A 25,247-nucleotide genomic window follows, 5' to 3' on the forward strand; every position below is an offset into this window, starting at 1 on the left:
CTGTTAAATAGGCGCCATGCTGCATCTGCGCCTGATCACACCGGCCGGGACGACCGACGACGTGGTCCGACTCATCGAGACCACGGTCGGCGCCACTCACCTCGTCGTCATGCCGGGCGCCGCCCGCAACCCGGCGGGTGACGTCGTGATGTGTGACGTGGCCCGCGAGGCCGGTGACGAACTCATCGGCGAGCTGCGGAAGTTGGACCTCGACAAGACCGGCTCCATCGCCGTCGAGAACATCGACCTGTCCCTCTCCGACCGCGCGGACAAGGCCGAGGACGACGCACCCGGCGAAGGCGTGGACGCGGTCATCTGGGAGCACCTGACCGACGCGACGCACGAGGAGTCGACGCTCTCCATCACCTATCTCGCCTTCATCACCCTGGCCACGATGATCGCGGCCTGCGGTGTGGTGCTGGACAACGCGATCCTGATCGTGGGCGCGATGGCGGTGGGCCCGGAGTTCGGGCCCCTGGCGGCCTTCAGCACGGCGATCGTGCAGCGCACCCCACGCCTGGCGGTGCGCTCACTGATCGCCCTGCTGGTGGGCTTCGCGGCGGCGATGGCGGTGACGGTCGGCTTCACCTGGTTCATGGACGCCCTGAACCTGTTCCACAAGTCCGACCTGGAGGGCGACCGCCCCAACACCGCCTTCGTCTACGCCCCCGACGCCTTCTCGTTCGTGGTGGCGGTCCTGGCGGGAATCGCCGGCACCCTCAGCCTGACCTCGGCGAAGTCGGGGGCCCTGGTGGGAGTGGCGATCTCCGTCACCACGGTCCCGGCGGCGGCCAACGCGGCGGTGGCCCTGGCCTACGGCGACATGGGCCAGACGGTCGGCTCCACGAACCAGCTCCTGCTGAACCTGCTGGGCATCGTCCTGGCAGGCACCCTCACCCTGCTCTTCCAGAAGTGGCTGTGGCGCAAGCGCCCTTAGGGGCGCGGGGAACTGCGCGATCAGCCACAACCGGCCAGCGGCCCGCGCACCGCAGCAACCCGCCACCCCTACCCGGCAGTTCAGCCCAGCGCCGACTTCACCACATCCGCCAGCCGCCCCGCCACCGACCGGGCCTGATCGATGTCCGCCGCCTCGACCATCACCCGCACCAGCGGTTCGGTCCCCGACGGTCGCAGCAACACCCGCCCCGTGGCGCCCAGTTCACTCTCGGCCTCGGTCACGGCCGCCGCCAGCTCGCCGGAGGTCGAAACCCGCGACCGGTCGACGTCGGGCACGTTGATCAGCACCTGAGGAAGCCGCTCCATCACGGAGGCCAGCTCCTTCAGCGACCGCCCGCTCTCCGCGACGCGAGCCGCCAGCATGAGCCCGGTCAGCGTCCCGTCCCCGGTCGTGGCGTGGTCCAGGATGATGACGTGCCCGGACTGCTCGCCTCCGAGGGCGTACCCGTGCTGCTTCATCTCCTCCAGCACGTACCGGTCCCCGACGGCGGTCTGGACGAGCCGGAGCCCCTCGCGCTCCAGCGCCAGCTTGAAGCCCAGGTTCGACATGACCGTCGCGACGACGGTGTCGGACCGCAGCGCCGACCGGTCCCTCATCGCCAGCGCGAGTACGGCCATGATCTGGTCGCCGTCCACCTCCTCGCCGGTGTGGTCGACGGCCAGGCACCGGTCGGCGTCCCCGTCGTGCGCGATGCCGAAGTCGGCCCCGTGCTCGACGACGGCGGTCTTCAGCGGTCCGAGATGCGTGGAGCCGCAACCGTCGTTGATGTTGAGCCCGTCCGGCTGGGCCCCGATGGTGATCACCTCGGCGCCGGCCCGCGAGAAGGCCTCCGGCGAGACCCAGGCGGCGGCGCCGTGGGCCTCGTCGAGGACGATCTTCAGCCCGTCGAGCCGGTTCGGCAGTACGGCGATCAGATGCGCCACGTACTTGTCGAAGCCCTCGGTGTACTCGCGGACCCGGCCGACACCGCCGCCGGTCGGCCGCTCCCAGGGCTCACCGTGCCGGTGCGCGTCGTAGATCGCCTCGATGCGCTCCTCCAGCTCGTCGTCGAGCTTGTGCCCGCCGCGCGCGAGGAACTTGATGCCGTTGTCGGGCATGGCGTTGTGGCTGGCGGAGAGCACGACGCCGAGGTCGGCGCCGAGCACACCGGTGAGATACGCGACGGCGGGCGTGGGCAGCACGCCGACCTTCAGCACGTCCACGCCGGCGCTCGCGAGGCCCGCGACCACGGCGGCCTCCAGGAACTCCCCGGACGCACGCGGATCCCGTCCCACCACCGCGGTCGGCCGGTGGCCCTGGAACGTACCCGCCTCGGCCAGCACGTGCGCCGCCGCGACGGACAGACCGAGCGCCAGCTCGGCCGTCAGATCCGCGTTGGCGACACCGCGCACGCCGTCCGTGCCGAAGAGTCGTCCCACTTGTCCTCCTGAGGAAAGCGTCATTACGGAGATCATCCGATCACATGAGCCTTTGAGCGCCTTGTGCCGTTATACGCCCGAGGCTGTGATAAACGAACGCCCCGGCGGCACTGTGGCGTGCCGCCGGGGCGAACGGACGTACTGCTGACTCGCGGGAACGAGCCGGTACGAGCAGAACAGGCAGCGAGATTAACGCTTGCTGTACTGCGGGGCCTTGCGGGCCTTCTTGAGACCGGCCTTCTTGCGCTCGACCGCACGGTCGTCGCGACGGAGGAAGCCGGCCTTCTTGAGGGCGCCGCGGTTGTTGTCCACGTCGGCCTCGTTCAGCGCGCGGGCGACACCGAGACGGAGCGCACCGGCCTGACCGGAGACACCGCCACCGGAGATGCGGGCGACGACGTCGTAGCGGCCCTCGAGCTCGAGCACCTTGAAGGGCTCGTTGACTTCCTGCTGGTGCACCTTGTTCGGGAAGTAGTCCTCGAGGGTGCGACCGTTGATCTTCCACTTGCCGGTGCCCGGGACGATCCGGACGCGGGCGATGGCGTTCTTACGACGGCCCAGGCCGGCGGCCGGCTGGGGGTCGCCGAAACGGCCGGCGAGCGACTCCGAGGTGTACTCGCCCTCGACGGGCACCTCGGACTCGGTGGTGTAGCTGTCGATGTCGACGAGCTCGGTCTCGGTCTCTTCGACCGGCTGCTCAACAGTGGTCTCGGCCACGATGCTCCTCAGATTCTTTTCTGTCTTAGGGGGTGGCCGGAACTACTGCGCGACCTGGGTGATCTCGAACGGCACCGGCTGCTGGGCAGCGTGCGGGTGCTGGTCGCCCGAGTAGACCTTCAGCTTGGAGAGCATCTGACGGCCCAGGGTGTTCTTGGGGATCATGCCCTTGATGGCCTTCTCGACGGCCTTCTCGGGGTTCTTCGCCAGCAGCTCGTCGTAGCGGACGGAGCGCAGACCACCCGGGTAGCCGGAGTGGCGGTACGCCAGCTTCTGGGTCTTCTTGTTGCCGGACAGGTGAACCTTGTCGGCGTTGATGATGATGACGAAGTCGCCCATGTCCATGTGCGGGGCATAGGTCGGCTTGTGCTTGCCACGGAGGAGATTCGCAGCGGTGGTGGCCAGACGGCCCAGGACGACGTCCTGAGCGTCAATGACGTGCCACTGGCGAGTCACATCGCCGGGCTTGGGGCTGTACGTACGCACTTCGCAGCCTTCTTCTTCAGTGGATGGGTGCTGACACATGGCATCACTGAAGCGATCGTGCAGCTGGGGACGACAATGGCCGGGGACACTGCCCGTATGCCGCCCACTGGTAACTGCTCCAGGGAACCTACGTAAGGGCCTCTCGCGTGAGAACGACCAAGCCGATACGCATAACAAACCGCAAGGTTACCCGCGCTGCCCCGGACGGGTCAAAACGAGTCCGCCGCGGCAAGCGTCACAGCACCTCGGGGACCGAGATGTGCACCCCTGCCGGAAAGGTCCCCGGGAGCCCCGCGAGAGGCCCCACAGCACCTCCCGTCCCCCGTCTAAGATGCGCCCCATGAGCTTTGGGCAGCAGGGGGGACCCCCGTCCCAGTGGGATCCCTGGAAACCGCAGTCACAGCAGCCGTGGGGCGACGGCGGGAGCGAGCAGACTCCGGACTGGGCCGCGCTCGCCGAGGCCTCCGAGATCCGCAACCGACGGCGTCGGCTGTTCTTCATCGTCGGCGGCGCGCTCGCCACGGTCGCGATAGGCACCGCCGTGGCGATGGCCGTCGTATCGGCGAACGGCGACGACGAGGCGAACAAGCCGGCGTCCTCGCTGTCGGCCGCCGCCATCCCCAGCGCGACGGGGACCGCCCCGTCGTTCGCGCCGACCAGCGCCCCGCCGCCGCTGGACCCGAAGGACTTCATCGCCAGCAAGGCCAAGGACACGGCCCCGCTCAGCGCGAAGATCCTCTTCCCGGGCACCCAGCTGACCATGGGCTCGACCGTGTACAAGAAGGGCGCGACCGCCGACACGAAGAACTGCGCCGCGGCCGACAGCGTCCAGGCCAGCCTCGGCAAGATCCTCAACGCCAACGGCTGCACCCAGTTCATGCGCGTCAGCTACACCAAGGACGGCGTCTCGGTGACGGTCGGCGTGGCCGTCTTCGACACCGAGACCCGGGCGACGAAGGCGAAGAGCCAGGTCAACACCAAGAAGGACATCGTCAAGTCGCTGTCCGGCGGCGCGGTCAAGGCCTTCTGCAACTCGGCGATCTGCCGCACGACCTCGAACTCCTACGGCCGCTACGCCTACTTCACCATCGCCGGCTTCGCGAGCGGCAAGAACGTCACGGAGAAGGACACCGCGGTCTTCGGCATCGGCGACAACCTGGCCGAGTTCACCTTCCGCCAGATCCACCGCCGCGGCGAGGCACAGGCTTCGACGGCCGCGGGCGAGTGACCCGGCGCGCCTCGGCGCGCCGGGTCCGGTCAGGTCAGGTCCGCTCCCGGGAGCCGATCAGGGCGGGCTCGGGATACGGCACGACGGGTTCCGGCAGGCTGCCGGCCGTCCGCCGGCTCCCGGCCGTCCTGAAGACCCAGGTGCGGTAGGACCAGAAGCGGAAGAGCGTCGCCACGCCGATGCCGATGAACTTGCTGACGTTGGTGGCGAGCGTGCCGTCCCAGCCGAACCCGTAGGTCGTGGCATAGAGGACCGAGTTCTCGATGACCAGTCCGATCGCGCTGAACAGCAGGAAGAGGGTGAGTTCCTTCCTGCGGCTGTTGCGGTCCTCCTGAGCCCGGTTGCGGTACGCGAAGTACCGCAGCCCGAGGTAGTTGCTCAGGATCGCGACGACCGTGGCCAGGACGCTCGCCCGGACGGTCTGCCAGTCCGTGACGGTCCTGATGAGGTTGAAGACCCCGAGGTTGACGACGAAGCCGGACGCCCCCACCATGCCGAACTTCGCGATCTCGCGGTACAGCCTCCCCCACCGGGAGGGAAGCGCGTGACGTCCGCTGCTCACCGCCGCGCTCAACCCCGTCGGTTGCGCAGTCGCAGCCGCACCGGCATCACGGCCGACTCGATCTGGGTCGAGAGGCTCATCTTGGAGACGCCCTCGGTGCGCTCCTCGAAGCGGATCGGGATCTCCACGGCGCTGTGCCCGGCCCGGACGGCCTTGAACTTCAGCTCGACCTGGAAGCTGTACCCGGCGCTGTCCAGGGTCGTGAGGTCGAGGTCCCGCAGGGTGGCCGCCGACCACAGGTTGAAGCCCGCGGTGATGTCCCGGATCTTGGTGCCGAGCACGGTCCGGGCGTACCGGTTGGCGAAGCGGGAGAGCAGGACGCGGTGCCTGCCCCACTCCTCGTCCAGTGAGCCGCCCTCCACGTACCGGCTGCCGACGACCAGGCCGACCCCGGACGCCACGGCCGTACCGAGCATGCGTGGGACCGCTTCCACCGGGTGGCTGCCGTCGGCGTCCATCTGGACGACGTACGCGGCGCCCTCGTCCAGGGCGGCACTCATGCCGGCGACGTAGGCGCGCCCGAGGCCGTCCTTCTCGGTCCGGTGCAGCACGCTCATCCGGCGCCGTCCGTCCGCGTTGTACTTCTCGGCGAGCTCCTCGGCGATCTGTCCTGTACCATCCGGACTGGAGTCGTCCACTATCTTCAAGTGGAGCCCGCTGAGCGGAAGTTGAAGCACCGCCTCGGCCATTCTCGGCAGGTTGGCGGCTTCGTTGTACGTGGGCATCACCACGGTGACAGGCACGTCCGCCCCCACGTCGTACGTCATCTTCTTTCCCTCCCCAATTGATTACTCCCCCCGCCGGACGCGGGTCGTCCCGCGTCCGGAACCCGGCTCAGGTGTGCACCTTGCGCTTGGCGGCGTCGTCCTTGTCCTCGGACGGGTCGTCCGTCGCCGCGCGTGTCCTTTCGAGGAGGACGAGCTGGAGGTAGTTCAGCTTCTTGGTCCGCACGACCTTGAAGCTCTTCTGGATCACGGTCGCCGTCGTCTTCGGCATGCCGCTGAACGGCTGCCCGTCGAGCGTCGTCGACACGAGCCACAGTCGGTCGGCCTTGGCCAGGCACCTCGCGGAATCCGGGCATTCGAGCGCGCCGAACGACCCCAGTTCCTGCGGAGTGCGGTACATCAGCGAGTCACGCGGGCGCCCGGCGTCGTCCCGGAGCTCGTAGTCCATGGCCCGGCGCTCGGACATCACACCGCTGAAGACGATGCCGTCGCCCTTCTTCTGCCCGGCCTCGATGAGCTGGGCGGCGCCGCGGAAATCGGGCTCGCCCAGTGCGTTCTGCCGGGTCTCACGGATGCCCGGCAGCGACTGGAAGGCGATCCCGGCGACCGCTGCCGCCACGAGCACCCAGCCGAGGCCTCGCCGCGCCGCCGCTCCCGTACCGGCCTTCGCCCCGGCCACCGGCCCTGCGATCCGGACCACGGCGACGGCCGCGAGCAGTACCCAGGCGGGCGCGGTGAAGAGCAGGTAGCGCGGCAGGAAGAGGTGCAGCTGCTCGGCGGTGGCGTAGGTCGCCACGGGCGGCAGCACGATCCAGACGGCCAGCGGAAGGGCACGCCGTCCCGCGAAGAACAGCCCGAGCGCGCCGAGCGCCATGACCGGCACGGCCACCGCCCAGGACCCGAAGAGGTTCTTGGGGAAGTCGATCAGGTCCTTGAGCACCGGATTGTTCCAGGCGATCTGTCCGCTCTGCCCCGAGCCGGAGACGGCCATGGGAATGACGAAGCACATGCCCAGAGTGCAGGCCGCGGCATAGGCCCAGCCCACGATCCTGTCGCCGGCCCGCCGGGCGATGAGGATCATCACCAGATGCGCGCCCAGGACGGCCATCGAGGCCAGGTGGCTCCAGCCGATCAGCGGCACCGACAGCGTGTAGGCGACCCACACCTTGAACGACGGCTTGTCCAGCGCCCGGGCGAGCAGCAGTGTCGACAGCAGCACCGCGGCCACCGCGAAGGCGTACGGGCGGATCTCCTGCCCGTACCGCGTGGTGACCGGCACGACGGCGAAGGCAAGCCCCGCGAGCAGTCCCACCTGTGTGGTGAACAGCCGCCGCCCGAGCAGGGCGAGCAGGCCCGCGGAGGCCGCCATGGCCACCGCACCGGGGATGCGCATCGCGGTCGGGGAGTCCCCGGCGAGGGCGATCCAGAGGTGCATGAGCACGTAGTACGGCGTGAACACGACGTCGATGGAGCGGATCAGCAGGCTCAGGTCGTGGAAGGACAGCGTGGCCGCCCACCAGGTGGCGTGCTCGTCGCGCCACAGCTGGCGGTCACCGATCCCGCGCAGGATCAGCGCGAGGGCGAGCGCCGTGGGCACCAGGAAGACCACCGCGGTGGCGAGCCGGCTGCCCTTCTGGCCCTCGGGCTCCTCCTCGGCCGGCTCGTCCGCGGGTGACTGCGGGTCGACCGGTTCCGGAGCGGCGGGCTCGGGAGCGTACGAGTCCTGCCCGCCCTGATGCCTGCCCGGATCGGCGTACTGGCCAGGAGCGCCGTACGCGCCCGGGTCGGCGTAGGTGCCCTGCCCCGGGCCGGCGTAGGTGCCCTGCCCCGGGCCGGCGTACGTGCCCTGCCCGGCGTAGGCGCCCTGTTCCGCGTAGGGATCGTGGCCGCCCGAGGCATCGGGGTAGCCGCCACCGTACGGAGCGGGGGCATGGGGACTCATCGCTTCACCCAAATCCGGTAGGCGTGATCTCCGCTGCTCGTGGTGTACGGGAACACGGCCGCCAGCCGGTAGTGGGAGTTGTTCTTCAACCCCTCCTTCACCGCTTCGTACGTCACCGGGCTGACGTTGCCGTGCATCACGATCGCGTCGAACTTTCCGTCACGGACGGCCTGGCGGAACGCGTCGGGGCCGGTGTACTGCTTGCCGTCCTTGCCGCGGTAGTCCATGAAGTAGGAGTTCTGCCACTGCGTCCAGTCGGTCTTGTCCCGCAGGTAGTACGCGGGGACCTCCTGCTCCTCGGCGAGGTAGGTGCCCTTCTTGTCGACGACCGTGCGCAGGTACGCGGTCATCTGCGTGGAGTCGGGGAAGCTGTACGCCCGTTGGGCCTGCACCATGCCGAACACGAGGGTGACGACGTACAGCAGGATCCCCAGCTGTGGATGCCGGAAGTGCGGGCCGACCAGGCGGGCCATGCCGAGGCCGGCCAGCGGCGCGGCGAAGAACAGTCCGAAGCCGACGTGCTTGTAGAGCGAGATCTCGGTGTGGAGGTGGATCTGGTAGGCGGGAGCGAGCAGTGCGGTGCCCGTCAGGACCAGGCCGAGCGCGGCGCGCCGCCAGCGCCCCGGGGTCTCACCGCCGATCCACGGCATCTCGCCCATCCGCGCGCGCAGTGCGTAGGCGATGGTGCCGCCGAGCGCGGCCAGGAAGACCAGCCCGCCCCACTCCGCGCTGTGCTGGAGCATCGTCGCCGCCGTGTCCGTGCCCTTCGCACGGTCGGTGGTGGTGGAGCTGATGCCGCCCAGCGGACCGGAGAAGTAGTAGCCGATCCCGAGCAGGACCGCGATGCCCGTCCCCAGCACGACACCCCGGCCCAGTGCGCGGGGGCCGCGGTGCCGGTGTGCGGTGATCACCGCGAGAACCACCAGGGTCGGAAGGTAGAGACCGGAGGCGTACTTCACGCCGAAGGCCAGTGCGGCCGGCGGTGCCGCGAGCAGCACGGCCATGGACTTCATCCGGTCGGTGCGCACCACCGCCCAGGCGGACAGTCCGAGCAGGAAGATGGCAGCGGCGTCGTACGTGGCGAAGTTGCCGAGCACCATCGTCGACTGGAGCACCGAGAAGAGCGCGGCCGCGCCGAGCGCGGCGCGCAGGTTGAACAGCCGCCGGGTCAGCGAATACAGCAGCGTGGTGGCGCCCAGCATGAACAGCAGGCTGACCACGCGTACACCGGCGAGGCCGAACTGGCTGTCCACGGCGCCGGCGAGCACCGGATACAGCTTGGGGTGCCCGGAGAAGTAGGCCGCGAAGTCCACCGGCAGTTTGGTGCCGTGCAGCAGGTTGGCCAGCTCGTAGTGGCCCGACGCGATGTAGAGCGCCTCGTCCTGGAAGGCCGTCCCGGTCAGCCGCAGGGAGAGCCCCGCCTGCACGAGCAGAATGCACAGCAGCACCCCGCGCCCGAGCAGCTTGCTGCGACGCGTGTCCACCGCCCACGACGACTCCGCGACGGGCGCCAGCGTGTAGGCGGGCTTCCGCGACTCGGGCTCCGCGGCGGCGGGAGCCGCCGGTTCGGGCTCGACGGCGGTGTAGGAGGCGTACGGGTCGAAGGGCGCGAAGGTGTCGTACGCCTGCTGGTCGGTGTACGAGGACGTCCGGTCGTGGACGTCGAAGCGCCAGCTGCCGGTCTCGGTGAAGTGGCCGGGCTGGTAGCTTCCGGCCTGTTCCTGGTCCGGCGAGTGGGCCTGTTGCGCATACTGGCGCAGGCTCTCCCGTTGTGCGTACCGCCGCCCACTGTCGTCGGTGGGACCGTACTGCTGCTGGTCGGTACGGCCGTACGACTCCTGCCCGTACGTGTATGCGTCATGCAGCTCGGAGTCGTCCGCCCACGTGGGCGTGGTGGGATCGCTCATGGCTTCGCCACATCGAATCCGAAGTCCGGGTTCGCGGCCTGCTCCTTGAAGGTCTTCTCGGACAGCGGACCGCTGTTGATGCGCCAGTCCGTCTCCTTGTCGAAGTTGAACCAGACGAACCCGATGACGTCGTCGCGCTCGGCGGTCCCCCGGAAGAGGGACTTGATGTCGGCGGGCTTGCGCTCACCGGCCTGCGCGGCGGTCTCCGCGATGATGAACGGTTTCTTCGTGAAGGCACGGATCTGGGTCATCGTCGGCCCGTACAGCGTCTGGTACGTGCTGGGGCCGGTGGCCCCGTAGTAGCCGATGACGCCGACCCAGTCGACGTAGTCGTCGCCCGGCCAGTACGGCTTGAGCTTCACCTTCGGCATCGGGTGGGTGACGTTCGGGCTCCACACCCAGATGACCTGGGTGGCGCCCTCGTCGTCGAAGATGTCGTGGATGTGCTTGTACGCGGCGGTGAACTGGGCGGCGGTGGTCTTCTTGGTGCCCCACGGGTACCAGAAGCCGTTCATCTCGTGCCCGAAGCTGATCGCCACGGGCAGGTTGAGTTCCTTGACGGACTGCGCGTACTCGTGGATGTACGCGTCCTCCTTGCCCGAGGCGATGTCCTTCATGCTCGTCTTGAACGGCTCCCAGGCGATGAACGCCACCGCGCCGTAGTCCCAGGAGTTCTGCACGAGCCGCTGCTCGTACTGGTCGCCCCAGGCCGAGTAGAACTCCAGGAGGTTGGGCTTCTTGCCGGCCCGCCCGGCGAAGTCCTCGACGGATGTCATCTTGGCGGGGGCCCCGTCGGCGGCCAGGCCCAGGTACTTCTTCTTCGGCTCCAGCAGTGGCCGCACGTCGTACGGCGGCTCGGGCTTCGCCGACCCGGTGGCCTCGGCCGTGCCGGTGGCGTCCGGGTGCTCGCCCTGGCTGCGCTCGTACTGGGAGCGGCCCTCGTCGGAGAACGTGCTGCATCCGGCCGTCAGCGCGCCGGCGAGCAGGACGGCTGCCAGCACCCGCACGGGACGCAGGACTCGTACGTGGCGTACGGAGAGACTCATACGGTCGCTTCCTGCACTTCGTGGGCGTGCGGCTGGACGAGAACACGGCCGACGACCATGGCGTAGAAGAGGCCGGCGGACAGCATCAGCGCGAAGTCCGGCGGATAGAGGGTGAGCATCCGCCAGGCCGCAATGAGGATCCAGGCCACGGCGGTGCCGCCGGTCCAGAGGATCATGCAGTTCCAGTAGCGGCGCATGCCGTTCTTCTTGGCGCCCGCCGAACCGGTGGGCTTCCAGCCCATCGGACGGCCCCGCATCACGTCCCAGACGGCGAAGACGTGCGACCACCCGTACATGATGCGGACGGCCCAGGCCTCCAGCCGGTACGGCGCCCGGTGCCAGAGCGGCAGCACCAGCGTCACGTACGCGACGCTGGGCAGCACCCAGAGGGTGGCCTCGGCGCGCATCAGGTCCGGGCGAAGGATCATCAGGCCGAGCGGGATGATCGGCGCGATGAACGTGGCGAGCGCGGTCTGGAGGTAGTAGAGGAAGCCCGAGACGTAGCACAGCCGCGTCTTGAACTTGAGGTCCATCTCCCAGAACCGCTTGCTGGTGAGCAGCTCCAGCGAGCCCATGCACCAGCGGTACTGCTGGTTGTGGAACGCACCTGCCGTGTCCGGGCACACGCCGGCGGACAGCGCGACGGGCACGTAGCGCAGCTTCCAGCCGAGGGCCCGCAGATCGAAGCCGGTGTACATGTCCTCGGAGTGCTCGATCAGCGTGATGCCGCCGGTCTGCTCCAGCGCCGTGCGCCGGTAGACGGCGCACGAGCCCACGCAGATCGACCCGTCATGGTCCTCACGTGAGGTCTGGACGGAGCGGTAGAACTGCTCCTGCACGGCGCCCGCGCCTCGCTCGATCCAGTTCTGCGCGTCGACGATGCGGAAGAACTGCGGCGACTGCACGATGGCGACCTTGTCGTCGTCGTCCATGTGCGGCAGCAGTTCGTCGAGCAGGTCGGCGCGCGGCGCGAAGTCGGCGTCCAGGATGAGGATGTGGTCGCCGTCGGTCTTCTCGAAGGCGTGGTTGAGGTTGCCGGCCTTCTTGAACCAGCCGCGGTTGGGCCGCACCACGTAGTGGAACCCGAAGTCGGCGGCCATGGCCCCGACCTCGTCCTCGGCGGCGTCGTCGAGGACGTACGTCTTCACGACGCCCTGATAGCTGCCGGCCAGCCGGTTCACATGGACCCAGGTGTTGTGGAGCACCTCCAGGGGCTCACCGCACACCGGCAGGAAGATGTCCACGCTCGGATACCTCGCGGGCCGCCACGCGCGGACGAGGCGCTTGTGCCCCTTGACGTCGAAGTCCTTGCTCAGCCCGTCCAGGTACAGCGAGATCAGGTAGTCCGCGACCACGAAGGCGAGCAGCGGCATCGTCAGCCAGAACCACGGGCTGGACGCGGTGAACAGGAGCTGGCTCACCGCGAGACACGCGAAACTGATCAGTGAACCCGCTGTCAGAACCCACAGGTGGCGGCGCGTGTAGGAGTACTTCTCGATGTCGTCCGGCGGCTGCGGCAGGAGCCCGTGGGTCTCCACGACCCGCCTGCGCCGACGAGAGCGCGCGGCGACGCCAACTGCACTAGTCATCAAACCCCCCAGGGCCGAAGCGGCCCTGCCTACCCCACCGGATGTTCGGCCATCCCCATAAATCGAACTCTCGGCCGGACTGCGAAAGCCTAACCGGCTTCTCTCGTTACGTCTCAACTTTCTTGTTAAGTGAGGGTTTCATCACGGGTCGCAGGGGTAACAGCGACGCCCCGGTGCACAATCAGCCCAACTGATGATAGGAACAACCACTCAGTCTTCACGTTTGTGCCGTACCTGTGACCGCTCCGGGCGCGGACGCCAGAGGGGGGTTCCGATTTGCCCGGGTTTCTCATGCCCGCACGCGGTGGCCGTCACCGCAGCCGGCGGCGCACATGGCTGCTCTCCATCGTCGCCCTGGCCACCTCGGCACTGATCGGCACGACGATCAGCCTGGTGGCGTCCTCGGCCCAGGCCGACCAGACCACCCAGGGCGTCGACAACCTGCGCACCAACTGGGACCAGGACGAGTCGGCGCTCTCCCCGGCGGTCGTCCAGTCCTCCGCGTTCGGCCGGCTCTTCGCCACCAAGCTGGACGGGCAGATATACGCCCAGCCGCTGGTGCTGGGCGACCAGGTGATCGCGGTCACCGAGAGCAACACCCTGTACGGCCTCGACCGTACGACCGGTGCCATCGAGTGGAGCAAGAACTACGGACCGGCCTGGCCGGCCTCGGCGATCGGCTGTGGAGACCTGGTGCCCAACGTGGGCGCCACCGCGACCCCCGTCTACGACTCCGCCACCGGCTCCCTCTACTTCACCACCAAGGTCGACGACGGCACCTCCACCCACCGCCACCCGAAGTGGCTGATGCACGCGGTGGACCCGTCCTCCGGAGCCGAACGCGCCGGGTGGCCGGTCACCATCGCCGGAAGCCCCGTCAACGACCCGGGCAACGAGTTCGACGCCTACTACGAACAGCAGCGCCCCGGCCTGCTCTTGATGGACGGCGTCGTCTACGCGGGCTTCGGCGGCCACTGCGACGCGTGGCCCTACCGCGGCTATGTGGTCGGCGTGAGCACCACCGGACACAGCATCACCTCGATGTGGGCCTCGGTGACCGGTGCCAGCACGGGCGGCGCCGGCATCTGGCAGTCCGGCGGCGGACTGGTCTCGGACGAGTCCGGCCGGATCTTCTTCAGCACCGGCAACGGCATCAGTCCGGCGCCCGGGCCCGGCAAGACCGTTCAGGGCACCCTCGCCGAGTCCGTCGTACGCCTCCAGGTGGGCGCGGACAACAGCCTCAGCACCGCCGACTTCTTCAGCCCCAGCGACGCCGCGACCCTGGACCTGACCGACCAGGACATCTCCTCGGGCGCCCCGATGGCGCTGCCGGACGGCTTCGGTACCGCCGAGCACCCCCATCTGCTGATCCAGCAGGGCAAGGACGGGCGGATCTTCCTGCTCGACCGCGACAACCTCGGCGGCATGGGCCAGGGCCCCCAGGGCGGCGACGCCGCGGTGAGCACGTCCGGCCCCTACCAGGGCATGTGGGGACACCCCGCGTTCTGGGGCGGCGACGGCGGCTATGTCTACGTCGTCGGCAACCAGGGCCCGCTGCGTGCACTCAAGTACGGCGTGCGCAACGGCGGTACGCCCGCGCTCACCCTCACCGGCCAGAGCCAGGACACCTTCGGCTACACCAGCGGCTCTCCCCTGGTCACGTCCGACGGCACGGACGAGTCCAGCGCCCTGGTGTGGATGACCTCCGCGAGCAATGCCTCCGGTGCCGACGGCACCCTGCGCGCCTACGGCCCCACCCCCGACGGCAACGGCCACCTCCCGTTGCTGTGGTCGGCACCGATCGGCACCGCGACGAAGTTCAGCACGCCGACCGCCGAGCGCGGCAAGGTGTACGTCGGCACCCGGGACGGGGTCCTCTACGGCTTCGGCAGCCCGGCCAGGACGGCCCTGACCGCGACCTCGCTGGACTTCGGCCAGGTCGGCCTGGGCAGCAGCAGTTCGGCCGCCATGAAGCTGACCGCCACTCAGGACGTCAGCATCACCGGGCTCAAGGCCTCCGGCGCGTTCTCGGTGGACCCGTCCGCCGTACCCACCCCCGAGCAGCCCAAGGCGCTGGCGGCGGACGCCACCCTGGACGTTCCGATCAGCTTCGCCCCCACCGCCACCGGCGGTGTCAACGGCACGCTGACCGCGAACCTGTCGGACGGCCAGAAGCTGGTCTTCGCCCTCCACGGCGTCGGCACCAGGCCCGGTCTCGGAGCGGCACCCGCCGCCCTGGACTTCGGGGAAGTGCCCACCGGCAGCACCTCGACGCTGAACCTCCAGATCACCAACACCGGTACCGAACCGGAGACCATCGACTCGGTCGCCTCGCCCGGCGGCGCCTTCTCCACCTCGGGGCTGCCGAGCACGGGCACGGCCGTACCGGCCGGTGGCTCGTTCGTGGTCTCGGTGACCTACGCGCCGCAGAGCGACCAGGACGACAACGACGCACTCGTGCTCAGCAGCAGCGGCGGCGGTGCCACGCACACACTGAGCGTGCCGATCACCGCGACCGCCATCACCGGGCAGGGGCACCTGGAGTTCTCCACCGACGCGCTGGACTTCGGACAGGTCCCGATCGGCAGTTCCAGGTCGCTGTCCTTCACGATCACCAACACCGGCAACATCCCGGTGAAGGTGACCAAGGCCAAGGCGCCCACGGGTGACTTCAACAGCCCGGTGCAGCTGTCGGAGGGCCTGGTCATCGGCCCCGAGCAGACCGCCGTGCAGACCGTGACGTTCACCCCGCGATCGGCGGCGGACCTGAACGCCTTCTACGAGGTCACCGGCACCGGGACCGACGAGAACGGCAACGCCCAGGGCGCCATGTACGTGCCGATCAAGGGCACCGGTACCGGCACCGCCACCACCACCTCGGTCGCCGACGGACAGTGGCAGACCAACGGCTCGGCGGTGCCCGCCGACGGCGGCGGCGTCCAGCTGACCCCGGCCACCGACTACCAGGCGGGCACAGCGGTGTACGGCAAGGCGCTGCGCACCGACGGTCTGCGGGCCACCTTCACCGCGAAGTTCGGTCCCGGCACCGGCGGGAAGGGCATGACGCTCTCGCTGCTCGACCCGGCCCAGAACTCCGCCTCGGCGCTCGGCGCGAACGGCGACGGCCTCGGCATCGCGGGGCGGCCGGGCACGGTGATCGCGTTCGGCACCGGCTTCAACAACACGCTCCAGGCGATGAACTTCGTGGGCGTGGGCCGCAGTTCGGCCGGCTCGACGGCGATCGACTACCAGTCGGTGGTCCCCCTCACCACGGCCCTGCGCCAGGGCACGCACCAGATCGACGTCCAGATCGACGCCGGCCATCTGTACGTCCGGATCGACGGGACCCAGGTGGTGGACGCGACACCGACGCTGCCGTCCAGCGCGCTCCTCGCCTTCTCCGGCGGCACCGCCGACAGCCCCGACGTGCAGACGGTGAGCGGCCCGGTCGTCAGCGAGGCTGCGCCCCCGGTGACGGATCCGAAGGCGGCGAGCTCGCTCCAGCTCACCACCCCCGGCACGGGTGTTCCGGGCCGGGCGCTGACCCTCAAGGGCACGCTGGACTCGGCCTCGGCACTGGCCGCCGGCCAGGTCGTCCACCTCACGAGGAACGGAACGGCACTGCCCGATGTGACGACCGCGGCGGACGGTACCTTCACGTTCGCCGACACCCCGTCGACGGAAGGCACGTACACCTACGCGGCGAGCTACGCGGGGGACGCGACCCACGAGGCGGCGAGCGCCACCGGCCTCGTCCAGGTCGCCAAGCTGCCCACCTCGGTCACCCTGACGGCTCCGGCCACGTCCGGCCGCGCCGCCGCGCTGACCGTGCCGGGCAAGCTCTCCGGCGCGCCCTTCGTCGCCGGTCAGGTCGTCAAGGTGACGAAGACCGACCTGGCGCATGCGTCCGGTGTCGCTCTGGCCGACGTGAAGGTCGCCACGGACGGTTCGTTCACGCTCAAGGACACCCCGCAGATCGGCGGCGCCAACACCTACAAGGTGTCCTACGGCGGCGACGTCTCGCACAAGTCCGGCAGCAGCACCGCCACCGTCCAGGTGTCCCGGGCCTCGACCTCCCTGACCGTCACCACGGACCACTCCACCTACAACTACGGTCAGTCCGCGAAGATCACCGCGCACCTCGGCACGACCTACAACAGCCGTACGGTGTCGATCTACGCTCAGCCCTACAGCGGCACGAAGGTCCTGGTGAAGTCCGGGGCGGTGGACTCCCACGGCAATCTGACGGCGTCCTACAAGCTCGCCCGCAACACCACGTTCAGCGCGGTGTTCGCCGGTGACTACCGGTACGCCCCGAAGACCGCCGCCCACGCCGTGCACTCCTATGCGGGGGTCGCGGAGAAGCTGTCCGGCTACTACACGAACACGCAGTACGGAAGCACCCTCTACCGGGTGTACCACCGCACCGCCAAGGAGCGGCTCGACGTCACCGTCTCGCCCAACAAGGCCGGCCAGTGCGTCCTCTACCGCGTACAGCGGTACTACAGCGGCGCCTGGCACACGCAGAGCACCTCGCCCTGCTCGGCCCTCACCTCCGCCAGCACCGGCAACCAGCAGATGTCCCTCACCAACGGCGTCAACAACAAGTACCGGGTGGCCGCGCAGTACGTCCACAGCAGCCGGGACAACACCAACCTCAGCACCTGGGGGGCCTGGCAGTACTTCACCGTCAGGCAGTGACCCCGACTGCGGTCCGAGGCCGGCGGCCGGTCAGCGACCGGCCGCCGGCAACGACCGCCGGTTCCGCGCTTCCTTGCTCCGCGCCGCCAGCAACTCGTCGGCGGGGTAGCCCACTTCCTCCAGCGTCAGCCCGTGCGGCCATACGACATGGACGGCACTGTCCCGGACACCGGCGTCCAGCACCTTCCGGGGCCACTCCGCGCCGCGGTGTCCGTCTCCCACGAACAGCAGGGCACCCACCATCGACCGCACCTGGTTGTGACAGAAGGCGTCGGCCCGCACCTCGATCTCGACGACCCCGTCCGCTCGGCGCCGCACACCGAAGTCGAGGATCTCGCGGATCGTCGTCGCCCCCTCACGCTTCTTCGCGTACGCCGCGAAGTCGTGCTCCCCGACGAGGGACTTGGCGGCGGCGTCCATGACCGCGATGTCCAACTCCCAGTCGTGCCACAGCACATGGTTGCGCAGCAGCGGATCCACGCCACCGGGCCGGTCCCCCACCCGGTAGATGTACCGGCGCCACAGAGCGGCGAAGCGCGCATTGAACCCCCCCGGCGCCTCCGTGACCCCCCACACCCGCACATCCTTCGGCAACCGCCCCGCCAGCCGCTTCAGCAGCTTCTCCCGATGCTCCTCCCACAGCGCCTCGGGCAGATCCACATGCGCCACCTGCCCCCGCGCATGTACCCCGGCATCGGTCCGTCCGGCCACGGTCAGCTCGTACGTCACGTCCTTCGACCGCGTGACCGTGCGCAGCGCGTCCTCGATCTCACCCTGTACGGTCCGCCGACCACCGGCCTGCTTGGCCCATCCGGAGAAGTCGGTGCCGTCGTAGGACAGGTCGAGGCGGACACGGACACAACCGGGCTGTACTTCGTCGCTCACCCCTGGATCCTCTCAGGAACCCGGCACGGGCCCACCCCGAGGGGCGGACCCGACCGGCCGGAGCCCTCCCGCGTGCGTCCGCACCACGCGAACGGGCCCGCCCCCAAAAGGGGCGGGCCCGTCACGACGCGGAAGCGTCAGGCGTCCTTGGACTCCTCGGCCTCGTCGGCCTTGGTGGTGTCGACCTTGGTCTCCTCGGCAGCCGGAGCAGCCTCGGCGTCCTTGGCGGCACGCTGGGTGGCGGCCTCGGCCTCACCCGTCGCCTGCTGCGCGACCGTCAGCGCCTCGACCAGCTCGATGACAGCCATGGGCGCGTTGTCGCCACGGCGGTTACCGATCTTGGTGATGCGGGTGTAACCACCGGGACGGTTCTCGTAGCGCGGGCCGATCTCGGTGAAGAGCGTGTGGACGACGCTCTTGTCCGTGATCACCTGAAGCACCTGACGGCGGTTGTGAAGGTCGCCCTTCTTGCCCTTGGTGATCAGACGCTCGGCGTACGGACGCAGCTTGCGCGCCTTCGCCTCGGTGGTGGTGATACGGCCGTGCTCGAAGAGGCTCTTCGCGAGGTTCGCGAGGAGCAGCTTCTCGTGCGCGGCGCTGCCGCCCAGACGGGCACCCTTGGTGGGCTTCGGCATGTGTTTCTCCTTGGTATCTGCCCCGGCCGTATCAGGTACCGGGGTCAGGAACCCGGCGAGCGGATGCTCACCGGCAACAACCGATCAGTACTGCTCGGTCTCCACGAAACCCGCGTCCGCGTCGTCGTCGGCGCCGAAGGCGTCGGCAGCGGCGGTCGGGTCGAATCCGGGCGGGCTGTCCTTCAGGGCCAGGCCCATGCCGGCCAGCTTCGCCTTGACCTCGTCGATGGACTTCGCACCGAAGTTGCGGATGTCCAGGAGGTCGGCCTCGGAACGCGCCACGAGCTCACCCACGGAGTGGATGCCCTCACGCTTGAGGCAGTTGTACGACCGAACGGTGAGCTCGAGCTCCTCGATCGGCAGGGCGAGATCAGCGGCAAGGGCGGCGTCCGTGGGGGACGGGCCCATGTCGATGCCCTCGGCGTCGATGTTCAGCTCGCGGGCGAGACCGAACAGCTCGACCAGGGTCTTACCGGCCGACGCCATGGCGTCACGGGGACGCATGGCCTGCTTGGTCTCGACGTCGACGATCAGCTTGTCGAAGTCGGTGCGCTGCTCGACACGGGTCGCCTCGACCTTGTACGTGACCTTCAGCACGGGGCTGTAGATGGAGTCGACCGGGATACGGCCGATCTCCTGGCCCACCTGCTTGTTCTGCACGGCGGAGACGTAACCGCGGCCGCGCTCGACCGTGAGCTCCATCTCCAGCTTGCCCTTGCCGTTGAGCGTGGCGAGGACGAGGTCGGGGTTGTGCACCTCGACACCGGCCGGGGGCGCGATGTCGGCGGCGGTGACCAGACCCGGGCCCTGCTTGCGCAGGTACATCACGACCGGCTCGTCGTGCTCCGAGGAGACGACCAGCTGCTTGATGTTGAGGATCAGGTCGGTGACGTCCTCCTTGACGCCGGGCACGGTGGTGAACTCGTGCAGGACGCCGTCGATGCGGATGCTGGTGACAGCGGCACCGGGGATCGACGACAGGAGGGTGCGGCGGAGGGAGTTGCCGAGGGTGTAGCCGAAGCCCGGCTCCAGCGGCTCGATGACGAACCGGGAGCGGAATTCGTCGACGACCTCTTCGGTCAGTGACGGACGCTGAGCGATCAGCATGTGTGGATCAGATCCTTCTTTCGTGGACGCCCGCTATTTGACGCCCGACGGACCCGCACCGGCGAAAGCGCGGGGTACTGCAAGGGTACGGGCGGCACCGCCCCGAAGAGCCGTACCGCCCGCAACCTCAAGACAGCCCAGCTGCCCCGGGCCGACGCGTCAGACGCGGCGACGCTTCGGCGGACGGCAGCCGTTGTGCGGGGTCGGCGTGACGTCCTGGATCGAGCCGACCTCGAGGCCGGTGGCCTGGAGGGAGCGGATCGCGGTCTCGCGGCCGGAGCCGGGACCCTTGACGAACACGTCAACCTTGCGCATGCCGTGCTCCTGCGCGCGGCGGGCGGCCGACTCGGCGGCCATCTGCGCGGCGAAGGGGGTGGACTTGCGCGAGCCCTTGAAGCCGACGTGGCCGGCGGAGGCCCAGGAGATCACGTTGCCCGAGGGGTCCGTGATCGAGACGATGGTGTTGTTGAACGTGCTCTTGATGTGGGCGTGCCCATGAGCGACGTTCTTCTTTTCCTTGCGGCGCACCTTCTTGGCAGCGCCCTGACGACCCTTGGGGGGCATCTACAAACTCCTACGGGGAGGTGGTCGGTCCTACAGCGAAGACCGCTGATGAAGCGTTGTCCGCTGAGGACTACTTCTTGCCCGGCTTCTTCTTGCCGGCGATGGCGCGACGCGGGCCCTTGCGGGTACGAGCGTTCGTGCTGGTGCGCTGACCACGGACGGGCAGTCCACGGCGGTGGCGCAGACCCTGGTAGCAGCCGATCTCGACCTTGCGGCGGATGTCGGCCTGGACCTCGCGACGAAGGTCACCCTCGGTCTTGAGGTTGTTGTCCACGTACTCACGAATCGCGACGAGCTCCTCCTCGGAGAGGTCGCGAACGCGGGTGTTCGGGTTGACGCCGGTCTCGGCCAGCGTCTTCTGCGAAAGGGTCCGGCCGATGCCGAACACATAGGTCAGGGCGACCTCCACGCGCTTTTCGCGCGGGATGTCAACACCGGAAACGCGTGCCACTTCAATGGCTCCTGGTGATCTTCGGAGGTCTTCCGCAGGACCGGTTCCCAGCCGCCGTACTAGGTACGAACTGGGTCCCCGGCCTCCGAACCGGGGGTGTCAGACGAAAGACGTCTGGGTCCTGCGTATGAACAATTCAGCTTGCGTCGCGCGAAACTCTGCGAGAGCAGAGGGTCGGTCGTGCGTCAGCCCTGGCGCTGCTTGTGGCGCGGGTTCTCGCAAATGACCATGACCCGACCGTGACGGCGGATCACCCTGCACTTGTCGCAGATCTTCTTGACGCTCGGCTTGACCTTCATGGGATTGAGGTTCTCCGGGTCAGTGCCACCACCCCGCCGCAGCGGGATGCGGGCAAGATCTACTTGTACCGGTAGACGATCCGGCCACGTGTCAGGTCGTACGGAGACAACTCCACCACGACCCGGTCGTCAGGGAGGATACGGATGTAGTGCATACGCATCTTGCCGCTGATGTGAGCCAGGACCTGGTGGCCGTTCTGGAGCTCGACCTTGAACATGGCGTTCGGAAGAGACTCGACGACAGTGCCCTCGATCTCGATGGCACCTTGCTTCTTGGCCACGCTTCGCCCTTCGAATCGACTACCTTGATCGGTTCTCCTGCATTTCCCTGAAGGGCGCATGCGGACATGCGGGTGCACGAGAGCCGACGAGTCAGTCTACGTCAGGCCACTCCGAAACACGAATCGAGGAAGGATGCCCCGGAACGGAGATCGTTAAGCGAGCGGGTCGGTAGCGGCCGTGACGCCGTGCTCCGCCAGCTTCGCCCTGCCCCCGTCGGGAGCCGTCAGGACCAGCGGTCCCTCGTCCGTCAGCGCCACCGAGTGCTCCCAGTGGGAGGACCACGTGCCGTCCGTCGTGATGACCGTCCAGTCGTCCGACAGGACCTCCGTCTTCGGTGTGCCCAGGGACACCATCGGCTCGATGGCCAGGCAGAACCCGGTGACCAGCTTCGGCCCCTTGCCCCGGCGCCGGTCGACGTAGTTCAGCAGGTGCGGGTCCATGTGCATCTCGGTGCCGATGCCGTGGCCGCCGTAGTCCTCGATGATCCCGTAACGGCCGCCGCCCGGCTTCGGCTGGCGGCGGATGTACGTCTCGATGGCCCGGGAGACGTCGACGAGCCGGTTGCCCTGCTTCATCGCCGCGATGCCGGCCCACATGGACTCCTCGGTCACCCGCGAGAGCTCCAGGAGCTCCGGGGCGTGGCCCGAGCCCACGAAGGCCGTGTAGGCCGCGTCCCCGTGCCAGCCGTCGATGATCGCGCCGCAGTCGATGGAGATGATGTCGCCGTCCTTGAGGACGACCTCGTCGGACGGGATGCCGTGGACGACGACCTCGTTCACGGAGGTGCAGATCGTCGCCGGGAAGCCGCCGTAACCGAGGAAGTTCGGCTTGGCGTCGTGCTCCGCGAGGACCTTGCGCGCGACCTGGTCGAGATCCCTGGTCGTGGCCCCGGGCACCGCGGCCTCTCGGGTCGCCGCGTGAATGGCGGCGACGACCAGCCCCGCCTCGCGCATCTTGGCGATCTGCTCGGGGGTCTTGATCTGCACCATGCGGCGGAAGCCTTTCTGAAACCGGGAAACCTGCGGGGAGCGCCTTCGACAAGGCGTCTTCAACGATACGTGCACCCACACAGCAGCCGCGGCCCCCTGGGAAGGGAACCGCGGCTGTCGTACGCGAAAAACCGCTGGGGAAGACCGCTTACGCGGCGTCGCCCTCGTGCTGGAGCGCCTCCATGGCACGGCCGGTGACGTCCTCCACCTTGCCGAGCGCCGAGATCGTGACCACCAGGCCCTGGGCCTTGTAGTAGTCGATGATCGGCTCGGTCTGGGTGTGGTAGACCTCCAGGCGCTTGCGGACCGTCTCCTCGGAGTCGTCGTCACGCTGGTACAGCTCGCCGCCGCAGACGTCACAGACGCCGTCCTGCTTCGGCGCCTTGTACGACACGTGGAAGACGTGCGCCGAGTCGTTGCGGCAGATGCGGCGGCCGGCGATGCGCTTGACGACCTCCTCCTCGGGTACTTCGAGGTCCAGCACCGCGTCCAGCTTCATGCCCTCGTGCTGCAGCATCTCGTCGAGCGACTCGGCCTGCGAGACGTTCCGCGGGAAGCCGTCGAGCAGGAAGCCGTTCTCGGCGTCCGGCTGCTCCATGCGGTCCTTGGCCATGCCGATGGTGACCTCGTCCGGAACCAGGTTGCCCGCGTCCATGTAGGACTTCGCGAGTTTGCCGAGGTCCGTCTGCCGGCTGATGTTGGCGCGGAACAGGTCGCCCGTGGAGATGTGCGGGATCGACAGGTTCTGGGCGAGGAACGCGGCCTGCGTTCCCTTACCGGCGCCCGGCGGCCCGACGAGGACGATACGCATCAGCGGAGGAACCCTTCGTAATTGCGCTGCTGGAGCTGGCTCTCGATCTGCTTCACCGTCTCGAGACCCACACCCACGATGATCAGGATGCTTGTCCCACCGAACGGGAAGTTCTGGCTTGCCCCGAAGCCAACCAACGCCATCGTCGGTACGAGTGCGATCAGACCCAAGTACAGCGAACCCGGCCAGGTGATCCGGTTGAGTACGTACGACAGGTACTCAGCGGTCGGTCGGCCAGCCCGGATGCCCGGGATGAAGCCACCATACTTCTTCATGTTGTCGGCGACTTCCTCGGGGTTGAAGGAGATCGCCACGTAGAAGAACGCGAAGAAAACGATGAGCAAGAAGTACATGCTGATGTAGATCGGGTGGTCGCCCTTGGTGAGGTTGGCCTCGATCCAGGTCTTCCAGCTCGACGTACCACTCGAGAACTGCGCCACCAACGCCGGGATGTACAGCAGCGACGAGGCGAAGATGACGGGAATCACACCGGCCTGGTTGACCTTCAGCGGGATGTACGTCGACGTACCGCCGTAGGAACGGCGGCCGATCATGCGCTTCGCGTACTGCACCGGAATGCGGCGCTGGGCCTGCTCGACGAAGACCACCAGACCGACCATGACCAGGCCGACCGCGATGACGGTGCCGAACTCGATCCAGCCGCCGGCCAGGGTGCCCTGCTTCTTGATGGCCCAGAGCGCGGACGGGAAGGTGGCGGCGATCGAGATGAACATCAGGATCGACATGCCGTTGCCGATGCCGCGGTCGGTGATGAGCTCACCGAGCCACATGACGACGGCCGTACCGGCGGTCATCGTGATGACCATGACGATCGTGGTGAAGATCGCCCGGTCCGGGACGATGCTCGACGCGACGGTGCAGCCGGAGAAGAGGGCGCCGCTGCGGGCGGTGGCCACCAGGCCCGTGCCCTGCAGGATGGCGAGCGCCACCGTGAGGTAACGGGTGTACTGCGTGATCTTCGCCGTACCGGCCTGGCCCTCCTTCTTGAGGGCTTCCAGGCGTGGGATGACCACGGTGAGCAGTTGCAGAATGATGCTCGCCGTGATGTACGGCATGATGCCGAGCGCGAAGATCGTGATCTGCAGCAGCGCGCCACCGCTGAACATGTTGACCAGACCGAAGAGTCCCTGGTTGCCGGACGCCTGGTCCACACACTCCTGGACGGACTTGTAGTCGACGCCCGGGATCGGGACGTGGGTACCCACGCGGTACACCACGATGATGGCGAGCGTGAAGAGCAGCTTCTTGCGCAGGTCGGGCGTCTTGAACGCCCGGGCGAACGCGGTGAGCACGGTGCCTCCTGCGACCCCCGCGCTACTGCGTCAAGGGTGACGGTCTTGAGGTTCACGAATATGAGAGAAAGCAGTGCAGGCCACCTTACCCGGGCCGCCGCCTGCCGTGGAACGACCAACCGGGGATACCTCGTTGTGAGGTATCCCCGGTGGGTACTGCTTCAGGTCATCGTGCTCAGACGAGCTCGGTGACCGTGCCGCCGGCGGCGGTGATCTTCTCCTTGGCGGAACCGGAGACGGCGTCCACCGTCACCTGCAGCGCCACGGAGATCTCGCCCTGGCCGAGGACCTTGACGAGGCTGTTCTTGCGAACGGCACCCTTGGCCACGAGGTCCTCGACGGTGACCTCGCCACCCTCGGGGTACAGCGCGCCCAGCTTGTCGAGGTTCACGACCTGGAACTCGGTCTTGAACGGGTTCTTGAAGCCCTTCAGCTTCGGAAGACGCATGTGGAGGGGCATCTGGCCACCCTCGAAGCGCTCCGGAACCTGGTAACGGGCCTTCGTACCCTTGGTACCACGACCGGCCGTCTTACCCTTCGACGCCTCACCACGACCCACACGGGTCTTGGCGGTCTTGGCGCCCGGGGCGGGACGGAGGTTGTGGATCTTGAGCGGGTTGTTCTCCGCCATG

23 protein-coding genes are annotated in these 25,247 nt (G+C 68.3%); 3 read left to right on the forward strand and 20 right to left on the reverse strand.

Going from position 1 to position 25,247, the window contains the following annotated elements; genetic code table 11:
• The first annotated feature begins 16 nt into the window (after positions 1–16).
• Positions 17–937 (forward strand): DUF389 domain-containing protein, encoded by a 921-nt coding sequence (locus ACZ39I_RS31130; RefSeq protein ID WP_467248211.1) that lies wholly within the window; start codon positions 17–19, stop codon positions 935–937.
• An 80-nt stretch (positions 938–1,017) separates the two neighbouring features.
• Here the strand turns inward: ACZ39I_RS31130 and glmM are convergent, their stop codons facing one another.
• The 3 genes from glmM to rplM all read right to left on the reverse strand — a co-directional run bounded on the left by glmM (position 1,018) and on the right by rplM (position 3,579).
• The gene (gene glmM / locus ACZ39I_RS31135; RefSeq protein ID WP_467248214.1) at positions 1,018–2,376 is read right to left on the reverse strand and encodes a phosphoglucosamine mutase; all 1,359 of its coding nucleotides are present in this window, start codon (positions 2,374–2,376) and stop codon (positions 1,018–1,020) included.
• Between the two features lie 189 nt (positions 2,377–2,565).
• Complete coding sequence (gene rpsI, locus ACZ39I_RS31140) at positions 2,566–3,093, reverse strand: 30S ribosomal protein S9 (RefSeq protein ID WP_352389220.1); 528 nt, start codon at positions 3,091–3,093, stop codon at positions 2,566–2,568.
• 42 nt (positions 3,094–3,135) lie between these two features.
• Positions 3,136–3,579 (reverse strand): 50S ribosomal protein L13, encoded by a 444-nt coding sequence (gene rplM, locus ACZ39I_RS31145; RefSeq protein WP_352389221.1) that lies wholly within the window; start codon positions 3,577–3,579, stop codon positions 3,136–3,138.
• Between the two features lie 340 nt (positions 3,580–3,919).
• Here rplM and ACZ39I_RS31150 point away from each other — a divergent pair, with 340 nt between their 5' ends.
• Positions 3,920–4,807 carry a hypothetical protein gene (locus tag ACZ39I_RS31150; protein ID WP_467248217.1) on the forward strand — a complete coding sequence of 296 codons (888 nt, stop codon included), beginning with the start codon at positions 3,920–3,922 and terminating at the stop codon, positions 4,805–4,807.
• Positions 4,808–4,841: 34 nt separating this feature from the next.
• On the opposite strand, the gene ACZ39I_RS31155 is transcribed toward ACZ39I_RS31150, so the two are convergent.
• From ACZ39I_RS31155 to ACZ39I_RS31180, 6 genes are all read right to left on the reverse strand, one after another.
• Positions 4,842–5,369, reverse strand: coding sequence for a GtrA family protein (locus ACZ39I_RS31155; protein WP_467248219.1), 528 nt, complete (start codon positions 5,367–5,369; stop codon positions 4,842–4,844).
• A gap of 8 nt (positions 5,370–5,377) precedes the next feature.
• On the reverse strand, positions 5,378–6,136 hold the full coding sequence (locus tag ACZ39I_RS31160; protein ID WP_467248221.1) for a polyprenol monophosphomannose synthase: 759 nt from the start codon (positions 6,134–6,136) through the stop codon (positions 5,378–5,380).
• Between the two features lie 67 nt (positions 6,137–6,203).
• Complete coding sequence (locus ACZ39I_RS31165) at positions 6,204–8,036, reverse strand: glycosyltransferase family 39 protein (protein WP_467248223.1); 1,833 nt, start codon at positions 8,034–8,036, stop codon at positions 6,204–6,206.
• Positions 8,033–9,943 carry an ArnT family glycosyltransferase gene (locus tag ACZ39I_RS31170; protein WP_467248225.1) on the reverse strand — a complete coding sequence of 637 codons (1,911 nt, stop codon included), beginning with the start codon at positions 9,941–9,943 and terminating at the stop codon, positions 8,033–8,035. The genes ACZ39I_RS31165 and ACZ39I_RS31170 overlap by 4 nt, the downstream gene beginning before the upstream one ends.
• Positions 9,940–10,989, reverse strand: a complete 1,050-nt coding sequence (locus ACZ39I_RS31175; protein WP_467248228.1) for a glycoside hydrolase family 26 protein — start codon at positions 10,987–10,989, stop codon at positions 9,940–9,942. The genes ACZ39I_RS31170 and ACZ39I_RS31175 overlap by 4 nt, the downstream gene beginning before the upstream one ends.
• Positions 10,986–12,578, reverse strand: a complete 1,593-nt coding sequence (locus ACZ39I_RS31180) for a glycosyltransferase family 2 protein (RefSeq protein ID WP_467248230.1) — start codon at positions 12,576–12,578, stop codon at positions 10,986–10,988. Before ACZ39I_RS31180 ends, ACZ39I_RS31175 begins: the two co-directional genes overlap by 4 nt.
• Before the next feature lie 291 nt (positions 12,579–12,869).
• Between ACZ39I_RS31180 and ACZ39I_RS31185 the strand changes: the two genes are divergently transcribed.
• Positions 12,870–17,279 carry an Ig-like domain-containing protein gene (locus ACZ39I_RS31185; RefSeq protein WP_467248232.1) on the forward strand — a complete coding sequence of 1,470 codons (4,410 nt, stop codon included), beginning with the start codon at positions 12,870–12,872 and terminating at the stop codon, positions 17,277–17,279.
• Positions 17,280–17,309: 30 nt separating this feature from the next.
• On the opposite strand, the gene truA is transcribed toward ACZ39I_RS31185, so the two are convergent.
• From truA to rplO, 11 genes are all read right to left on the reverse strand, one after another.
• A complete protein-coding gene (truA, locus tag ACZ39I_RS31190; protein WP_467248235.1) occupies positions 17,310–18,164 on the reverse strand; it encodes a tRNA pseudouridine(38-40) synthase TruA in 855 nt (284 codons plus the stop codon).
• 137 nt (positions 18,165–18,301) lie between these two features.
• Positions 18,302–18,799, reverse strand: coding sequence for a 50S ribosomal protein L17 (gene rplQ / locus ACZ39I_RS31195; RefSeq protein ID WP_467248237.1), 498 nt, complete (start codon positions 18,797–18,799; stop codon positions 18,302–18,304).
• An 84-nt stretch (positions 18,800–18,883) separates the two neighbouring features.
• On the reverse strand, positions 18,884–19,906 hold the full coding sequence (locus ACZ39I_RS31200; RefSeq protein ID WP_003966937.1) for a DNA-directed RNA polymerase subunit alpha: 1,023 nt from the start codon (positions 19,904–19,906) through the stop codon (positions 18,884–18,886).
• A 159-nt stretch (positions 19,907–20,065) separates the two neighbouring features.
• Positions 20,066–20,470 (reverse strand): 30S ribosomal protein S11, encoded by a 405-nt coding sequence (rpsK, locus tag ACZ39I_RS31205; protein WP_003956432.1) that lies wholly within the window; start codon positions 20,468–20,470, stop codon positions 20,066–20,068.
• Positions 20,471–20,540: 70 nt separating this feature from the next.
• Positions 20,541–20,921, reverse strand: coding sequence for a 30S ribosomal protein S13 (gene rpsM / locus ACZ39I_RS31210; RefSeq protein ID WP_352389232.1), 381 nt, complete (start codon positions 20,919–20,921; stop codon positions 20,541–20,543).
• Positions 20,922–21,106: 185 nt separating this feature from the next.
• The gene (gene rpmJ / locus ACZ39I_RS31215) at positions 21,107–21,220 is read right to left on the reverse strand and encodes a 50S ribosomal protein L36 (RefSeq protein WP_003998809.1); all 114 of its coding nucleotides are present in this window, start codon (positions 21,218–21,220) and stop codon (positions 21,107–21,109) included.
• 59 nt (positions 21,221–21,279) lie between these two features.
• The gene (gene infA / locus ACZ39I_RS31220) at positions 21,280–21,501 is read right to left on the reverse strand and encodes a translation initiation factor IF-1 (RefSeq protein ID WP_003948620.1); all 222 of its coding nucleotides are present in this window, start codon (positions 21,499–21,501) and stop codon (positions 21,280–21,282) included.
• 153 nt (positions 21,502–21,654) lie between these two features.
• A complete protein-coding gene (gene map, locus ACZ39I_RS31225) occupies positions 21,655–22,491 on the reverse strand; it encodes a type I methionyl aminopeptidase (RefSeq protein WP_467248242.1) in 837 nt (278 codons plus the stop codon).
• Positions 22,492–22,639: 148 nt separating this feature from the next.
• Positions 22,640–23,302: an adenylate kinase gene (locus ACZ39I_RS31230; RefSeq protein ID WP_057607909.1), complete on the reverse strand. Its 663-nt coding sequence runs from the start codon at positions 23,300–23,302 to the stop codon at positions 22,640–22,642.
• Positions 23,302–24,615: a preprotein translocase subunit SecY gene (gene secY, locus ACZ39I_RS31235; RefSeq protein WP_467248244.1), complete on the reverse strand. Its 1,314-nt coding sequence runs from the start codon at positions 24,613–24,615 to the stop codon at positions 23,302–23,304. The genes ACZ39I_RS31230 and secY overlap by 1 nt, the downstream gene beginning before the upstream one ends.
• A 175-nt stretch (positions 24,616–24,790) precedes the next feature.
• Positions 24,791–25,246, reverse strand: coding sequence for a 50S ribosomal protein L15 (rplO, locus tag ACZ39I_RS31240; protein WP_007384079.1), 456 nt, complete (start codon positions 25,244–25,246; stop codon positions 24,791–24,793).
• Position 25,247 lies beyond the last annotated feature (1 nt).

The sequence above is a fragment of the Streptomyces sp. NPDC024687 genome, assembly GCF_055559055.1.

Excerpts from the sequence above, each read along its gene's own strand:
- ACZ39I_RS31130 (WP_467248211.1), top strand. The coding sequence starts at position 17 with ATGCTGCATCTGCGCCTGATCACACCGGCCGGGACGACCGACGACGTG.
- ACZ39I_RS31150 (WP_467248217.1), top strand. The coding sequence starts at position 3,920 with ATGAGCTTTGGGCAGCAGGGGGGACCCCCGTCCCAGTGGGATCCCTGG.
- ACZ39I_RS31160 (WP_467248221.1), bottom strand. The coding sequence starts at position 6,136 with ATGACGTACGACGTGGGGGCGGACGTGCCTGTCACCGTGGTGATGCCC.
- ACZ39I_RS31165 (WP_467248223.1), bottom strand. The coding sequence starts at position 8,036 with ATGAGTCCCCATGCCCCCGCTCCGTACGGTGGCGGCTACCCCGATGCC.
- ACZ39I_RS31170 (WP_467248225.1), bottom strand. The coding sequence starts at position 9,943 with ATGAGCGATCCCACCACGCCCACGTGGGCGGACGACTCCGAGCTGCAT.
- ACZ39I_RS31175 (WP_467248228.1), bottom strand. The coding sequence starts at position 10,989 with ATGAGTCTCTCCGTACGCCACGTACGAGTCCTGCGTCCCGTGCGGGTG.
- ACZ39I_RS31180 (WP_467248230.1), bottom strand. The coding sequence starts at position 12,578 with ATGACTAGTGCAGTTGGCGTCGCCGCGCGCTCTCGTCGGCGCAGGCGG.
- ACZ39I_RS31185 (WP_467248232.1), top strand. The coding sequence starts at position 12,870 with ATGCCCGCACGCGGTGGCCGTCACCGCAGCCGGCGGCGCACATGGCTG.
- rplQ (WP_467248237.1), bottom strand. The coding sequence starts at position 18,799 with ATGCCGAAGCCCACCAAGGGTGCCCGTCTGGGCGGCAGCGCCGCGCAC.
- ACZ39I_RS31200 (WP_003966937.1), bottom strand. The coding sequence starts at position 19,906 with ATGCTGATCGCTCAGCGTCCGTCACTGACCGAAGAGGTCGTCGACGAA.
- rpsK (WP_003956432.1), bottom strand. The coding sequence starts at position 20,470 with ATGCCCCCCAAGGGTCGTCAGGGCGCTGCCAAGAAGGTGCGCCGCAAG.
- rpmJ (WP_003998809.1), bottom strand. The coding sequence starts at position 21,220 with ATGAAGGTCAAGCCGAGCGTCAAGAAGATCTGCGACAAGTGCAGGGTG.
- map (WP_467248242.1), bottom strand. The coding sequence starts at position 22,491 with ATGGTGCAGATCAAGACCCCCGAGCAGATCGCCAAGATGCGCGAGGCG.
- ACZ39I_RS31230 (WP_057607909.1), bottom strand. The coding sequence starts at position 23,302 with ATGCGTATCGTCCTCGTCGGGCCGCCGGGCGCCGGTAAGGGAACGCAG.
- rplO (WP_007384079.1), bottom strand. The coding sequence starts at position 25,246 with ATGGCGGAGAACAACCCGCTCAAGATCCACAACCTCCGTCCCGCCCCG.